The 17,591-nt window shown below is 50.6% G+C and carries 5 protein-coding genes; 2 read left to right on the top strand and 3 right to left on the bottom strand.

Translation table 11 applies throughout. The annotated features are described in order from the left end of the window. Genes HHL17_RS04140 through HHL17_RS04150 form a run of 3 tightly spaced genes read right to left on the bottom strand, consistent with a single transcriptional unit; the run spans position 1 to position 5,389 of the window. Entirely contained in the window at positions 1-1,851 is a 1,851-nt protein-coding gene (locus HHL17_RS04140) for a chloride channel protein (protein WP_169223510.1), read from the bottom strand. Positions 1,852-1,867: 16 nt separating this feature from the next. Continuing rightward, complete coding sequence (locus HHL17_RS04145) at positions 1,868-2,776, bottom strand: transglutaminase-like domain-containing protein (protein ID WP_169223511.1); 909 nt, start codon at positions 2,774-2,776, stop codon at positions 1,868-1,870. 33 nt (positions 2,777-2,809) lie between these two features. Next, positions 2,810-5,389 (bottom strand): NACHT domain-containing protein, encoded by a 2,580-nt coding sequence (locus HHL17_RS04150; protein WP_169223512.1) that lies wholly within the window; start codon positions 5,387-5,389, stop codon positions 2,810-2,812. A gap of 732 nt (positions 5,390-6,121) precedes the next feature. Here HHL17_RS04150 and HHL17_RS04155 point away from each other — a divergent pair. Both HHL17_RS04155 and HHL17_RS04160 read left to right on the top strand, forming a co-directional pair. Beyond that, positions 6,122-16,459 (top strand): Ig-like domain-containing protein, encoded by a 10,338-nt coding sequence (locus HHL17_RS04155; RefSeq protein ID WP_169223513.1) that lies wholly within the window; start codon positions 6,122-6,124, stop codon positions 16,457-16,459. A 107-nt stretch (positions 16,460-16,566) separates the two neighbouring features. Next, entirely contained in the window at positions 16,567-17,574 is a 1,008-nt protein-coding gene (locus HHL17_RS04160; RefSeq protein ID WP_169223514.1) for a PorP/SprF family type IX secretion system membrane protein, read from the top strand. Positions 17,575-17,591 lie beyond the last annotated feature (17 nt).

Raw genomic sequence — 17,591 nt, forward strand, 5'->3', positions numbered from 1 at the left:
CTATCCTTCGGAATATTCCTGTAACAATAACCGGTACTTATTCAGTATGCGTGATTTGGAAACAAACCCTATCAGCTTCTTGTCCTGCACCACCGGTAAACTCCAAACCTGTGCTTCGTCAAATTTTTTGAGCACCAGCGTAATGTTGTCTCTTAAAGATACTACTGCTGGCGGAGCTTTCATTAATTTCTTAACAGTAACGGTATCATATAGTTCCGGGTTGAACATGATCGGACGTATATCGTCGAGGGTGATGATACCTTCCAGCTTGTCCTGCTGGTTCACTACAGCAATGGTGTTGCGGTGCCCGCCCTTAACGAGTTCTATCAGTTCCCGCAGGCTGCTGTTGATGTCTATCCGCTGAATGTCCTCTTCTACAAGGTCCTGCATCTTCAACATCAGAAGAATGTTGTTGTCATGCGCTTTGGTGAAGACCTTCCCTTCTTTGGCCAGCTCTGTGAGCTCCGGTGAAATAGGGGAAAACCATTTCGCCATCAGGTAGGAAGTGGTAGACACGATCATCAGGGGGATGAACAGGTCATACCCCGAACTGGATTCCGCAATGAGGAAAATGGCGGTCAGCGGAGCATACATCACACCCGCCATAACGCCCGCCATCCCTACAATCACGAGGTTGGTGACCGGTACATCGGTAAAGCCTATCTGAGAACAGAGCATCGCAAAAAAGAAGCCCAGGAACCCGCCGGCAAACAGGGAGGGCGCGAAGTTACCACCATTACCACCGCTCTGGATGGTGATGGAAGTAGCGAAGGCCTTCAGCAGGCATACGCAGCCGGTGAATACCAGCAACATCCAGCTCTGTGGCGGGAAGTACCCGAAGAAACTGTTTTGCAGAATAATTTCGCCATGGCCTCCGGCCAATGCTTTCACGGCGGTATACCCTTCTCCAAACAACGGGGGCAATGCCACACAAAGTACGGATACTAAGACCCCGCCCAGCATGGCCTTCTGCAGGGCGCTCCATCGCAGATGCTGGAAAAAATGCTCTACTTTCTTCGATAACACCACAAAGTAGCGGGCATAAAAACCACACAGCAATCCAAGCACAATATAAAAGGGTACGTTATGATAGTTGAATGGTGTCCGTGATTCAAAATGGAAAAGGACTTCCTCCTGAAGAATGATTTTGGATAACAAGCTGCCACAGACAGCTGCGACCACCAACGGCATAAAATCGGAAAATACGACGCCGGTCAACAGGATTTCAAAAGCAAACATCATCCCGGCGATGGGTGCGTTAAATGCAGAGGCGATACCCGCTGTGGCACCCGCCGCCAGCAACAAAGTCCTCTCTTTGTATCCCAGCGAATAAGTCCGGGCATAGTTGGAGCCCAGTGCGGCGCCGGTAACGGCAATAGGGCTTTCCAGGCCGGCAGAGCCACCCAGGCCAACAGTCACGGCGCTTTGCAGTATCTGGGAATACATCTTCACTGGCGGAATGAGGCTGGAGTTTTGCGCGATCTCATGCAGAATGGCCGGAATCCCTTTACGGGACTGCCCCTTAAAAAAGAAAATAACAATCAGGGTGGTCAGCACAATCCCCAGAAAGGGAAAGACAACGTAAAAGATCATCTGGGTACTGAAATGTACCTTGTAGGTGATAACATAGTGGATGTAGTGGACCAGCATTTTGAGCACCACTCCTGCCAGACCGGCGGAACAACCAACCAGGATACCGGACAACAGCAGGAACTGATTGCGGTTCAGTTTGCTGTGAAGCCAGTGTAGGAGTAACTCATAGCTTTTGGCTTTGCGGAGGCTGTATTGTTCAAAATCCCGTTTAAACCTGAAAAAACCATGATACTTCCGGATACGGCTAAATTGACTCATGGCGCAAATTTAAACATCAGAGCTCAATCAACCCATAAACTTTATCGTTCATGTAAGGCCCGCCGGGATGTCTGGCGGTATAATCAAGGTTGATCCAGTACTCCCCTTTCAGCTCGTGGTAGTACAGTTCTTTGATAACAGGTTTGGGAAACAGGGTGATAATAGCCTGTTTCATGATCTCGAAATCTTCTTTGTCGCCGCAGTACAGCTCGGGATAAGCGTGACCCTTGATCAGTACAATACGGCAGCGCGCCCCAATGGATTGAAGGCAGGAAGTCATCAAGATGGAGTGGTCGTCACAGTCGCCGCCAAGGCCATTCTGAATCGTTTCCTGTGGCGTAGCGAAATATTCGTCACGACGGGAATCCAGTACATATTTAAAATTACCGTTGATATACCGGAAGAGAGATAGGAAACGGGTGATCTTCCCATATTTATAGAAGTACTCGTCATAAAAGTCGATCGAGTGCTTGACGGAGAAGTTGCGGACGACGGAATCCTGGTAGTTGACTTTTTCCTTGATGCCCCGCACAGTTTTGTCGCGATAGCTTTCCACGCGGCGGGGGTACAAGCTGAGGATGTCCAGTTGTTTGCTGTCTTTGGTGCCCCAGTTGCCCTGTACCATGCCTTTATAATCGTTCAATACATTTGTGAATGTATAGTCATCACGATATTTGTTGATCAGCAGAATGCTGCACACCAGCAGGAAAGCGGGAATAATCAATGGCCGGAAAACCCATCTCAGGGCAAATACTATCAGAAGGCTGATCAGGAAAGATACAGCCAGGTCTATATGGACCCCTCCCGCTACAATGGGCGGGAGGAACCGGTTTATAAAAGGTGCGAGTGGTGCCAACGTCAGCAGGCTCAGTATGTTGAGCAGCAATTGTGTAGACGTCGAATATTTACTTTCATCAATGGCCATTATGCTATGCAATAAAGCAAAATTATGCCATAATCACTTCGCAAAATTTGGAATGGCCTGTTTGAAGGAGGTACTGTTACGGATTAATTCTATTTGTTGTTGTGTGTCCGTAATCTGTTTATCCATGTTCAGGTCACGGTAAATGTTCTTCAGCAGGGCGAAGTTCATCAGCGCGAGCACTTTCAGGTCCAGCTTCTGCGCATGTTCAATGGCTATTTCGGCAACACGGATCGCTTTATGGAATTCGTGTTCGTTATAATATACCGTGGCATGCAGCAGTTTCTGGAATGATTCCAGGTGTTTTCCGCTGAAATAGTCGGAGGAGTATTTTTTAATGACCTGATCAGCGTGCCGGCAGATCCTTTCCGCGGATTTGATATTGCCCATTCCCAGATGGCCCTGTGCCTGCCATAACAACAGCATGAGACGGAAAGAGTCCGCTTTGCGGTAAGGCAGCGAGGGATACGTTTGGAAGAGCCGCTGCGTGAAATTGAGCAGGTGCTCATAATCTTCCATCAGCAGGAAGGCCGTGCCCATGTTACGGAATACAATTTCCTGCGCCACGGATATTTGTTGCCGGGAAGTATGGCCCCAATACTGTTGGTATTGGTATATCTTGGCCCGGATGCTTTCGTTTACAAAGCCAAATTTGAGATACTCATATATAAAGAGGAGTATTTCATAAGGTGTCACCCACAGTTCTCCGTCAAATTCATCTGCGTTGTACAGCTTTTTGATGCTGTTGAGTTCCAGTTCACACTGTTCTGCATCCAGCTGTAGCAGGGCCATGCTGAAGAGCAGGTTGCGGATTTTAAGTTTGTCTTCCCTGGCTTCGGCCAGTCCCAGCAAGGCATTCAGCACCTTCCGTTTGCGGAAGTGCATGAATTCATCATTGATGATTTGGCTGAGCGGGTTCTTTTTGAAGAATCCTGCGGGGAAGATCGATTTCAGTTCCACCTGGTTGTTGCCCTCATGATGATAGTGGAGCACGAGATATTCGAGCAGATGTGATTTTTCGATGTTAGCCAGCGGGAGATGGAACATTTTGATGATGCCTTCCGTTTGCCGGGTAGTGATCGCATAGCGGAGCAGCCAGCGGAATACCCCGATGCGGTAAGGAGATTGTGGCAGATGGTCCAGTATGTTCCGCAGCAGGTTTTCGTTGATTTCCTGGTTGCTTTGCTGGAGGTAATGCATCGCCACAAAGTATTCCAGCAGGAAGGTATGGGCGAAGCGCACTTTTACGTGGAACATAATTTCCTGGCTGAGGTTCTCTTCCGTGAGGATATTATCTGCCAGCAGCTCCTTATAGGCCGGGAACAGATCAGCGTTTTGGTTGAGCAGCTTGCTCTTATCAATATAGATACCACTGCGGCCATAGTCGAGTTGCGCCAGCAGCTTTTCGATGATCTTTATTTTAAAGGCGTTGCTTTGGGAGTTGAAAACGCGGTTCTGCACAAATCGTGATACGATCTCGAACAGGCTGAGGTGTTCGTCCACAAAGTTTTGGTCTGGCCCGGTATTGAGCTGGCAGAATAGCTGGAGGTAATATGGGTTCCGCAGTTTCTGCAGGAAGCTCTCTGAGAACATCCGGATGGTGGACGGGTCAAAGTGGTGGTTATAGAGGACAGACTTTACCTCCTGTTCTGTGAGGGCAGGCAGGTTGATGTTTGTTTCCTCGTCCATTTCGGGCCCCAGGTACCAGTAGCGGCGGAAGGCCGGATATTGATGGGAGTGCTGGAATATCTCTGACCAGGTGCTGCTCCGGATAGAAAGGATCACTTTCACCCAGGGGTAGCGGTCGTTAGAGTAAACGAAGTCTTCCAGCTTGGTATATAATAGTTTGAGTTTATCTCCGGAAACGGCGATTTCATCGAACCCGTCGATGATCAGTATCAGGCGGCCGCCTTTATTATTAAAGTGGCTGGAAAAATATTCGCGGAAGTTTTCCCCTTTGCCGAGGTCCATCTGGTTGTCCAGCCAATTGGCGAGGGAGAAGCCTTTGAGCAGCAGGCTGCCGGCGGCGTGTGCATGGATGAACCAGCATACGTCGTGTTTAAACCGGGCATCCCGGCAGAACCAGAAGTGTTCGGCGAGGTGTACCAGGGCCACGGATTTGCCCCATCCTGACGGGGCTATCAGGGCGGTGGCAGCGTAGTCGCTTTCCAGGAACCGCTCAATGTGTGCATTACAGAATGTCCGGGGAACAGTAAACGGGAACGCAATACCTGAACGGTTTTTAAGCGTCAGGATAGTGTAGTGAGATACTGCATCCGCTTTGGTTTTCAGTTCATCCCATCTCCGTGTGTCCAGTTGCTGGTTGCTGCGACTGGCGCTGTTGAGCAATTGATAATGATGTTGCTGAAAATCCTCCCAGTCCTTAAACCGGCAATATTGTGAGAGTGTGTTCAACGTGTAGCGCGAAAAGCTGTGTTGTGTAACAGCAAATCCGAATACCCTTTTGAGCGTCGTCTCACTCACCAGTTTAGTGGTGTTATCCAATATGGACTGAGCCAGATTCTTGCAATCTGCCGATGACATGACTTCAACACCGTATCTGCGCAATACTTCTTTTTGCAGTGTCATGATGAAGTCATAGGATAGATCAATCATAGGGGACAATAAATGGATTAGGAATTTTCGATACTTCTTTAAGTACGTCTGAGTCAGCGGTTTAGATTTACGAAAAGTAAAATGAACAAAATGAACAGGAAATTTTAAAAATGATTATATATATGAGAATTTCTAATAAAGATACTTTTGTGTTATTTATTAATAATATTTATATATATAATGAGACTATATATTAATTAAATAGATTAAAAGTCAACCATGATGGCCTTAAGGGGCGGGTTTCTAATAAAAATTGAAAAAAAACAAAAAAAAATTTGCCCGTCAGCCCGGTTCCTGCCTGTTCAGATAAATGTCGTGACATAAAAAAGGTGACCATCGTCATTGAAATGAACAAACTGAACAGTTAAATCTGATAATGAACGAAAGGGGCACTGCCGTTCAAAATGAACCAAAATGAACCACCTTTTATCCCCTTCTTCACTATACATTCGTAACGTTTTTACAAAGTTTTAACATATGATTGAAAGTGGGTACATCTACCACCTCACTTTTCAATTATTGTCATGTAGCCACCTCGTAGCCTATCCTTCCATCAGAGTAGTTTGTAATTCATTGCAAAATGAATATCGTTTTATTTTAATATCTGATGCTATGCATTCAAACACTACTCCTAATTGCCCTTTTATTGCCGCCCCAATCAACCAATCCAGGACGAAAAGTACCTTGAACACACCTGTGTTGCTTTTCTTCAAAAGGCAAACCCGTTTGTTATTGGGAAACCTGCTGTTACTGTTGATGATCTTCGGGATGATAGCACAGCCGGCAATGGCGCAAACACAGACTCAGCGCGTATATGCGAACAGCCAGTCCAACAATGTTGACATTACAGGTATTGGCGTGTGCCTCGCCTGCGGTGTGACCAACCCGGACAGCGCAATAGATGTCACCGGGAACTTCCTGAGGACCTCTTCGCAGATAAACGCGCCGGTAGTGCTGTCGCTGCTTGGTCAGGTGACCATCTCCCAGAACCTGATCTTCCCCGCTGGTCAGTTGCCTTCGGCTTCTACCCCGGCAGTAGTGAAAATTGGTGCGGGAAGCGCATTATCACTCTCGCTCGCCGGCTCCATCGTTGTACAAGCCTATAATGGCAACACACCAGTTGGATCGCCTGCACCTATTTCGAATGCATTGCTTAATCTCCTCGCCAGTGGTAACCAGGCAGAAATATTTGTACCTGCTCCGGGTGCTGCGTACGACAGAGTACGTGTCTCTATCCGGGCAGACCTCCTCTCTGCACTGGTCGATGTAAATATCTATGCTGCTTATTATAATAAACCGGCTGCCGGTACTATCGCCTGTAATACCCCCATCGATGTATTGTACGGTATTAATGGTACGCTGGCCGGTGTAGGCTCCATCTCCGCTGTTGATAATGCGGTGGACGGTAACACGGCCACATTCGCCCAGATGTTTTCGGCGGTAGGCACTACCTTAACCAATAGCTACGCTCAAATAACTGCTGTATATCCCGGCCTCTCCAAAGCCGGTGATTCCGTTCGTATCATTACTTCGAACAACGGTGTGCTGTTGAGCGCTCAATTGCTGAACGCGATCACCATCGTTACCTATAATCAGGGCACTGTTGTAGACTCCCTGACTGGTAATAGTGCTTTTCTTATAATCAATCTGCTCTCGGGCGCGTCGGGACCGCAAACCCTGACGTTCGCCTCCTCGGGCGTGTTCGACCATATACAGGTCCGGTTTGGGGCCGTCGTCAGTGGACTGGCCACACTAAATGTGAACGAAATTCAACGGTTTAGTCCTTCACCTGCCACCACGGGTGGAAGTGTTGTCAAAACCACTTGTCTGGGTACGCCTGTTTTACTCAGTGTTAGTAGTCCTGACAATGTCAATTATAATTATACCTGGTACGATTCTACCCAGACAACCGTAGTGGGCACCGGCTCCACTTTCTCAGCACCTGCTACTACCGTGGGTACTTTCCGGTACTATGTATCGGCCATGCTGAAAACATGCTCTGCTTCTGAATCCGCTAAAGCATTGGTAACAGTCTTAGTCAATAACTACGCTACTGCTGCTGATATCACAGTGTCGCCTACTACAGCGGTCTGTGCGAATGTAGCTACCATTACACCTACTGCTACCAACCCTTCCGGTACTCCGACATTCAAATGGTATAAAGACATTAATAAAACAACCCAGATCACGAATGGTCTGGTAGAAGGCCCCATCAGCTACGCTATCGACGCTGCGGGCAAACTGACCATCACAGGGCTTACTGCTCCGTCCACTACATTCTATGTAAGTCTCACCGACAGTACCCATTGTGAAAATCAGGCCGGCGCACTCGCTGCTGCCACTGTTACCGTGGGTACCAGCCCGCTACCGCCGGTAACGGCTACCGGTGTTTCCGGCAATACCGGTCAAACTATTACGTTAACAGCTTCTGCTCCGGGTGGTACCATCGAATGGTACACTGATACAACCCTGGCTCCGGTGGCTACAGGCCCGTCATTTAATGTAGGTCCGTTCGCGACACCAGGTGTACACACTTACTTTGTTGGTGTGCGTCTCCCAGGTGGTTGTACCTCGGCAAGGATCCGCGTGGATGTTACCATCATGACGCCTGGTACGCCTACTTCCTGTAACGCACCTACAACAACGGCATGGGGTACTACCCTCGGCTGCGTGCTTTGCGCGGTGAACAACCCTGATAACGCAATCGACAGTGACCCGAACAACTTCTCGCAATTGAACGCTCCGGTAAGCCTGTTGGGTGGTGCTGCTTTCCAACAGCTCATCTTCCCGCAACCAGGTGCTGCTACGGACAGCGTGCGGTTTGAGATCGGAGCTCCCTCAAGTCTGTTGGACCTGTCGGTATTAGGAGGTGTGGTATTAACTGTCGCTAATGGTACCAACGTGGTGACAAGAGATACTATTTCCAGCCTGCTCCATATTCAACTGTTGGGAGGAAACACAAGAGCGTATGTAACTATCCCGGCTACAGCTGCATTTGACCGTGTGGAAATCAAGCTGACCGGACTCGTCAACCTCCTGACTTCAGTGAATATATATGGTGCCCGCATCATCAGCCCGAACCCAACTGCACTGGTACGTAATGTACAAGCCTGCGTTGGTTCCACTGCTACGCTCAATGCTACACCAGCACCGGGTACCAGTGTTCAGTGGTATGCTGATTCCACCACTACCACTGCTTTGGGCCCGAATCCATATACTACCCCGGTACTCAATACCCCTGGCACCATCACTTATTGGGCTCAGGTGATTGGTACCAACGGTTGCGCAAATCCTGATCGTATACCCGTTGTGGTTACAGTGAATGCATTGAGTACGGCTGCAGATATCAACCTGGCTGATACCACGCTCGGTTGCGTTAGCAATACTGCTGTGCTGAAACCTACTTCTACCACTGTTACCAACCCGGTATTCACCTGGTATAAAGACGCCAATAAAACAACAGCGATCACCAATGGCCTGACAGAAGGTGCGGTACACTATGCATTAGACAGTGTGGGTAACCTCACCATTACCGGTCTGGCACTTGGCAACTATACTTATTATGTAGCCGTTACCGGTTCTAACCGTTGTGAAAATGCTGCAGGTACGTTGAAACCAGCTGTAGTGAAAATAGTGAATGCTCCTGCAACACCAGTGGTGACTGGCACGGTCGTAGTAGCAACCGGCCAACAGGCAACACTCACTGCTTCACCTGTTCCGGGTGCTGTGATCAACTGGTACACGGATTCTACTACCACTACCATCGCCGGTACTGGTACCAGCTTCGTGGTAGGTCCGTTTAATAATCCGGGCACTTACAGCTACTTCGCTGCCGTAAGTATTCCGGGAGCCTGCTCTTCTGCACGGGTACGTGTAGACGTGGTAGTGACTGGTCCGGTTATTCCTTCTCCGGATTGTAATGTGCCGACCAGCCAGATTTCCGGTACTACCCTTGGTTGCATACTCTGCTCCGTGCAGAATCCGACCAATGACATCGACAGCTCTACCACCAACTTCACCCGCCTGAGTGTACCGGTAGGTTTGATAGGTGGTTCTGTATACCAACAGCTCATCTTCCCGAACCCGGGAGCCGCAGGTGACAGCATCCGCCTGACGATGGCAGCTCCGGGCGGTCTGGCCGATGTGGGCCTGTTTGCCGGCATCGTGATCACTCAATACAATGGCGCTACTGCTGTGAAAGCAGATACCCTGGCTAACCTGTTGACCCTGCGTCTGCTGAGCGGCCAGCAATTTAATGCTACAGTAGGTGCTACCGCCCCGTATGACCGCGTGGAAGTGAAACTCACTGGTGCAGTTAATCTCCTCAACGCTATCGATATCTATGGTGCCCGCGTTTTCTATCCGAATCCGACCATCAGTGGCACTGGTGATACCGTGTGCGTAAACCAGAGAGCAACACTGTCTGTAACACCTGCTGCGGGTACTACCGTACGCTGGTACGCTGATTCTACCGGCACGACTGTATTGAGCAGCCTGAATACTTATACTACCGATACCCTGAGAACACCAGGTAAGGTTACTTACTATGTACAGGTGGTAGGCGCTAATAACTGCCCTAACCCTGGACGTGTACCCGTAACCGTTACTGTATCTCCTGCTCCTGTTGTACCTGGCCCGGACCAGACCCTGAATCTCTGTCCTGGAACCAGCGCAGCACTGGCGGTATCTAATCCGAACAACCAGCTTACTTATAACTGGTACAACGTAGCCACTGGCGGTACCAAGCTGAATACCGACAGCGGATATGTATTTAACGTACCGAATGTCACCAAAGACACTACCTTCTATGTAGAAGCAATGAGCGCTTGTGGTGCCGTTTCTCCGAGACAGGCATTCCACATCGTGATCTCTGCTTCGCTGAGCGCACCGGTGGTAACACCTAACCCGGATTCTGTGAATATCGGTACACAAGCCGTACTGAAAGCCAGCTCCAATGCCGCTAACGTGACATTCACCTGGTATGGCAGCCAGGCTGGCAATGACAGCCTGTTTACCGGCCCGACTTACGCGCCGCCTACACAGAATACGCCAGGCACCGTGACCTATTGGGTGAAAGCATCCATCAACGGCACATGCTCTTCTATCCGCGTGCCGGTAGTGGTGGTATACGGACAGTTTACCACACCAACACCAGTACCGTGCGAAGGCGCTACCACCCAAACTATCGGCGGCAGCGGTCTCCTCATACTGGGTAACGTATACAACCCGCAGCTGGCGGTAGATAACGATGCCAGCACTTACTCTTCCCTCGTGATCAACCTCGGTGTGCTGAATGCAGAAGTATGGGAAAAAGTAGGCTTCAACGGTCTCTCCGCTCCTGGTGATACTGTAAGAGTACTGCTTACCGACCCTGGTGTGGTATTGTCCGCTTCATTGCTGGGCGGTGTTCAGCTGACTACCTATAATGGTAATGCTCCGCAGGATTCCGTGGTTGTTAGCGACCCGCTGGTGAAACTCAGTCTGTTGAGCAATGGTACACAAGCGCTCGTTGAATTTGTACCAGCCCATCCGTTTGATGCGGTACAGCTGAAACTGAAATCCGGCATCGTCGGTGCCCTGACTGAAATAGGCTTCAACTATGCACAGCGTGCACTGGCCAAACCTACTGTACAGGCATCTCAGGTGGCTGTTTGCTCCGGTAACACCGCAACACTCAATGTACAGAACCCGGCAGCTGGCGTCACTTATCGCTGGTATACTTCCAACGGTACTTACCTGACCGGTAAAGATGGTCCTTCCCTGACTACCGGTCCGCTGACCTCAGATACCAGCTTCTTGGTGGAAGCGTACCGTAATGGTTGCGCCAGCACAACAAGAACTAAAGTAGATGTGAAAGTGGCTGCTGCTCCGGCTGCACCATCCGTACAATCCAATGACGTGAAAGTTTGTCCTGGTTCAGACGCGTTACTGGCTATCGCCAACCCGCTGGCCGGCTACTCCTACAACTGGTACAATGTGGCTGTAGGTGGTACCAAACTGAACACAGACAGCGGATTTACTTATAAAGTTGTCAATGTAACAGCTCCTGCGACCTACTATGTAGAAGCCGTAAACGACAGCTGCAACACTATCTCTGCCACCAGAACGGCTGTTAACGTGAGCACCGCAGCAACACTGCCTGATCCGACCGTAACACCGAACCCTGACACCGTGGTAGTCAACCAGCAACCGGTATTTACTGCATCTGCTTCCACCGCTAATGCACAGTTCTACTGGTTCGCTACCCAGACCAGCACAGACACCCTGTTTAAAGGTGCGCAGTATGCCGCACCGGCATCCGCTACCGTCGGTACTGTTACCTATTGGGTAGTAGCTGCGGTACCTGGCACCGGCTCCTGTACTTCTGCAAGAGTACCGGTAACAGCTGTCACCATTACCGACAGACAGGACCCTGTGCCTTGCGAAGGCGCAAGCACCTTCACCATCGGCGGCTCCGGCCTCCTGGTGCTGGGCAATGTGTACAACCCGCAACTGGCAGTTGACAACAGCGCTAATACTTACTCTTCCCTCGTTATAGACCTCGGCATACTGAATGCTTCCGTTTGGGAAAGAGCTTACTTCAACGGTGTCTCCACTCTGGGTGATACTGTGAAAGTACTGGTCACCAACCCAAGCCAGGTGCTCTCTGCCGCCGTACTGGCCAGTCTGCAGCTGACATCCTACAATGGTAATACAGCAGGTGACTCCGTACTGGTGTCCAACCCGCTCGTTAATATCAATCTGCTCAGTGGCGGCAGAAGCGCATTGCTGTCCTTCGTACCAACCCAACCATTCACCGGCGTGGAAGTGAAACTGAGATCAGGTATTGTGGGCGCCCTCACAGAAATTGGCTTCAACTACGCACAACGTGCCATCGTTCAGCCAACTGTACAGGTGACCAACGCCAATATCTGTAAAGGTCAGCAGGCTACTCTCAACGTGGTGAACCCTGCGGCCGGTGTTACCTACAGCTGGTACGACAGCCACGGTAACCACCTGCTCGACAGCATCGCCTACGTGACACCGCCGACCCTCGATTCCGGCACTTACACCTTCACCGTAAGAGCTATGCGGAACAACTGTAACGGCGCAGCTTCCCTGCCTGCAACAGTAACCGTGTACGGTATACCGGCTACTCCGGTTGCTACCAAAGACAGCGTAACCACCTGCGTGAATACTCCGGTGACACTCAGCGTAAATGCAGTGCCTGGTGTGAACTTCAACTGGTATGACGCTCCTACCGGCGGCGCTAAACTGGCCTCCAACACCAATACGTATACTACTCCGTCCAACCTCGGCGTAGGTACCTATAAATTCTATGTAGAAGCAGTAAACGGTAACAACTGTACAAATGCAGGTGCCCGCGCAGTCATCACCCTCATCGTGACCACGGGGGCCACGGCAGCTGATATCAATGTGACAGATCAAACCATCTGTGCAGGCGATACTGCTGTACTCACACCGACATCCAATACAGTATTGAACCCGGTATTCAAATGGTACGCTAATCCGGATAAGACCGGCCCGATCACACAAGGTGTTAGCGCAACCGGTGTGCTGTCTATCCCAGGCCTCGCACCAGGCACTTACACCTACTACGTGAGCGTAAGCAGTGCAGGCAACTGTGAAAACGCTGCCGGTGACCTGAAAGCGGCACATGTGACCGTTAACAGACGCTCCACTGCGGCAGATATCATCCTCAATGATACTACCGTGTGTGCGAAGACAACGGTTACATTGACAGCTACCACCACCACCGTAACGAACCCGGTATTTAAATGGTACCAGGACGCCAACCTGCAAACACTGCTGTTTACCGGCGCATCCTACACCACTCCGCTGATCACAGCCAATACCACTTTCTATGTGACCGTAGAAGGAAGCAACAGCTGTGCTAACGCAGCGGGTGCAGCTAAAGTGGTGAATGTAAACATCACCACGCTGCAAACACCAACAGTAACCGCTTCCAATACCAATATCTGTGCAGGCGACTCCGTAGTCCTCTCCGTACAGAACCCGGTGAATACCCTTACTTACCGCTGGTACAATGTGGCCACCGGAGGTACTGTCCTCTTCACCGGACCGGTATATATCGTGAGAAACCTGACCGTATCCACTGACTTCTATGTGGAAGCGTCTGCCGGCAGCTGTACAGACACTACCCGTGTTAAAATATCCATCGGCGTAGGCACAGCACCGACACCGGTACTGGTATCCAACAATGTGACCACCTGTCAGAATACGCCAGGCATGTTGATGATCCTCAATCCGGACAACGCACTTACCTATAACTGGTACACTACACCAACAGGCGGCACGCCGATCTTTACAGGACCGATATTCATAACACCGCCGCTGGCTTCTACTACCACTTACTATGTGGAAGCAGTGGGTGATATCACCCACTGCGGCGCACCATCTGCCCGTGTGGCCGGCACCGTGAATGTAGTGCCTGCACCGCCTGCACCTGTGGTAATACCGGCATCTGTTAATACCTGCACCGGCTCCAGTGTAACACTGACCGTGCAGAACCCGCAGGCTGGCGTAAACTACCAGTGGAATGATGCGGCTGGCAACCTGGTATTCACCGGCGTTAGCTACACCTTCAATGCAGACAGCACCACCACTTATTATGTGAGAGGTGTGATCGGCGGCGGCTGTCCAAGGTCTTGCGGAGGCTGCCCTGGCCCAAGAACGGCGATACCGGTAACAGTGAATCCGGCACCAGCTACTCCGACTATTGCAGCGACTTCGCTCAATGTCTGCGCTGGCGGTACAGTGACACTCAGTATCCAGAACCCTGTTGCAGGTACTACCTACAAATGGTATGATGCTGCTACCGGTGGTACGCTGCTCGGAACCGGCAACACTTATACTACTAACCCGCTGAATGTAACGACCGACTTCTATGCTGAAGCCAGCAACGGTACCTGCACCAGCGCGGTAAGAGCTAAAGTGACCATAAGCGTAGGCACCGCACCAACACCGGTACTCGAATCCAATGCACTGACTATCTGCACAGGATCTACCGCAACACTGCGCGTGCTCTCACCTGCAAACAATATCACGTATAACTGGTACACCGTACCAACAGGCGGTGCGCCAGTCTTCTCCGGACCGGTTTACACTACTCTGCCGCTCACTAACTCTACCGACTTCTATGTGGAAGCAGTAGGTGATCTGGCAACGTGTGGTAATCCTTCTGCGAGAGTGAAAGCTACTGTAACAGTTACCTCGGCTCCTGCTGCTCCGGAAGTAACGGCTACCAGTCTCAGGACCTGCGCAGGTACCGGTGTGACAGTATCTGTGAAGAATGCTCAGCCAGGATTTATCTATCAATGGTATGATGCCCCTGTAGGTGGTACCCTGCTCTTTACCGGTGAGGTATATAATATACCATCCGTAAGCAACACTACTACCTACTATGTACAGGCCAATATAGGCACCGGCTGCTCCAGCGCCACCAGGACCGCGGTTGTTGTGAACGTAGATCCGGCACCGGCAATGCCGACGGTAGTGGCGAACAACCTGACCATCTGTATCGGTGGTACTGCAACCTTCAGCATCCAGGCACCGGATCCGGCATTGACCTACAATTGGTACGATGCTCCGGCCAACGGAACACTGTTGGCTTCCGGTCCGAGCTTTACCACCGGCCCGCTGACCAATACCACTTCCTTCTATGTGGTAGCGGTGAATAATAAAGGCTGTGCAAGCTCCAGTGTTAGTGTAACGGCTACTGTGATCACTACCATCGATGCTCCGCTGGCAGATCCGATAACAACCTGCGCTGGTCAGACCGTGACCCTCTCTGTGAAGAACAGCGTGGCAGGCGTGATCTACAAATGGTATACACAGGCTACCGGCGGTACGCAAGTATTCACCGGTGCTAACTACACCATCACACCAACCGGTAATGCGACTTACTACCTCGAAGCTGCTACCAGCGGTGGTTGTGTAAGCGCCAGCAGAACAGCCGTGAATGTCACTGTCAATGCAGCACCGGCAGTACCGATAGTAGTCAATGCAACACTCCAGACCTGTCTGGGTCAGACCGTGACACTGAGTGTGCAAAGCCCGAATCCGGCACTCACCTATAAATGGTATACTACCGCAACCGGCGGAACAGCCATATCAACTGGCAGCAGCTTTACAACGCCACCGGTGACGGCTAACGCGATGTACTATGTGGAAGCGGTGAACGCCACCGGCTGCCCAAGTGCAACCCGCGCAGCTGTGAGTGTTCAGCTGATCAATGCTCCGGCTGCACCGACAGTTACCGGCAACGAAAACGGTATCTGCCCGGGTAAAACAGCCACACTGACAGCCAGTTCCACAACGGCGGGTGTTACCTTCAACTGGTATACAATACCTACTGGCGGTACACCAGTGTTTACCGGTCCGGTGTTCACTACACCTGTACTGAATACGACCACTACTTACTATGTGGAAGCTGTAAGCTCCTCCGGTGGTTGCGTGGGCATAGGCGCAAGAACAGCGGTGATCGTCAGCATGCTGCAACCGCTCGCTGCTCCGCACGTGTCGTTCAGCAACATTACTGCTACCAGCGTCACCTTCAGCTGGAACCCTGTTCCGGGTGCAGTACGCTACGAAGTGACCCTCGATGGTGGTATTACCTTCAGCGCTCCAAGCACAGGTCCAACCGGTACTTCACATACCATAAACAACCTGCAGCCTAACCAGACACTGAACTTCGGTGTAAGAGCCATCGGCGCCAGCGATTGTCAAACCAGCGGATTGGGCACATTGAGTTGTACAACATCCAACCCGCAAGGCAATAACATCTTCATTCCGAACCTCTTCAGCCCGAATGGCGACGGTATAAACGATGTGTTGTATGTATACGGAACAGCTATCGCGCAGCTCGAATTCAGAGTATACAACCAATGGGGTCAGCTGGTATTCACTTCCAAAGACCAACGTCAGGGATGGGATGGTACCATGAGCGGACAGAACCAACCGGTAGGGGTATACGTATACATCGTGAAAGCGACTATGCAGGATGGACAGGTGATTACGAAGAAAGGTAACGTCACCCTCATGAGATAACGACAGGAACAGAAACCCGTAGACTAATAACATAAAGAACTAGCCGGGGTGCATGCCAGGCACCGGTTTGCACCCCGGCCAATTTTGAACAAGTAAAAAATGTTCCTATGAAAAGGATCTTAATCGTTGCAGTACTTTTGTGGAGCAGTTTGTTGCCCTGGCAGTCTTTTGCCCAGGTAGACCCTCACTTTTCCCAGTATTATGCTTATCCGCTCTGGCTAAACCCGGCGCTGACAGGCATAATTGACGGGGATTACAGGGTTTCAGGGAATTACCGCAACCAATGGGCAAACTATGGAAAGCCCTTCTCTACCGCCGGTGTTTCCGTAGATGCTGCCACAGATAAGAATATTGGGGTAGGCCTCAATGTCCTCAATATGTCTGCCGGTGATGCCGGATATAACTTCTTCAATGCCATGGCCAGTGTATCTTACACCGGTGTGCGGTTTGGACAGACTAAAACCAGCCAGATCGTATTCGGTATCCAGGGTGGTCTCATCAACCGCCGCGTAGATCCGGCCAAGTTCCAGACAGGCAGTCAATATAAGCCCACCATCGGCTTCGATCCCAGCATTGCCAACGGTGAAAATGTGACGACCACCTCTTCTACCGTTTTTGATGCCGGTGCTGGCGCCATGTTCTTCGATGGTAATCCTAATCATATGCTCAATCCCTTCGTAGGGTTTGCAGCAGCACACCTCACCGGCCCGAAAGATCCTTTCGCCGGAACGGGTGAGGGAAAGAAACTGCCGGTACGTTACCTCGTGCATGGCGGTACCAAAATTAAACTCAATGAAACGGTAAGCCTTACTCCTACAGGCCTTTATATGCGCCAGGGCAACGCCGAAGAAGTAGTGGCCGGCATGTATGCGCAACTGCTGGTAACCCCCGATTTCGATTTCCTGGTAGGTGGTAACTACCGCTTTAACGATGCAGTAATCCCTTTTGCCGGCTTCCATTTCAAAGGATTTGTCCTTGGCCTCAGTTATGACGCCAATACTTCAAATATGCGCCGCCTTGTCAACGGCAGCCAAAGCTTTGAAATCTCCCTTTCCTTTATCAGCAGGAAAAGAAGGGTGCTAAATGAAGAATACTTCATCTGCCCGAGATTATAAGGATAACGTCACACAAG

This window comes from Chitinophaga fulva, from assembly GCF_012927205.1.
GTDB classification, from domain to species: Bacteria; Bacteroidota; Bacteroidia; order Chitinophagales; family Chitinophagaceae; genus Chitinophaga; species Chitinophaga fulva.

Bases quoted from the DNA above. Each gene is read 5' to 3' on its own strand.
- HHL17_RS04140 (WP_169223510.1), bottom strand. From the start codon at position 1,851: ATGAGTCAATTTAGCCGTATCCGGAAGTATCATGGTTTTTTCAGGTTT.
- HHL17_RS04145 (WP_169223511.1), bottom strand. From the start codon at position 2,776: ATGGCCATTGATGAAAGTAAATATTCGACGTCTACACAATTGCTGCTC.
- HHL17_RS04150 (WP_169223512.1), bottom strand. From the start codon at position 5,389: ATGATTGATCTATCCTATGACTTCATCATGACACTGCAAAAAGAAGTA.
- HHL17_RS04160 (WP_169223514.1), top strand. From the start codon at position 16,567: ATGAAAAGGATCTTAATCGTTGCAGTACTTTTGTGGAGCAGTTTGTTG.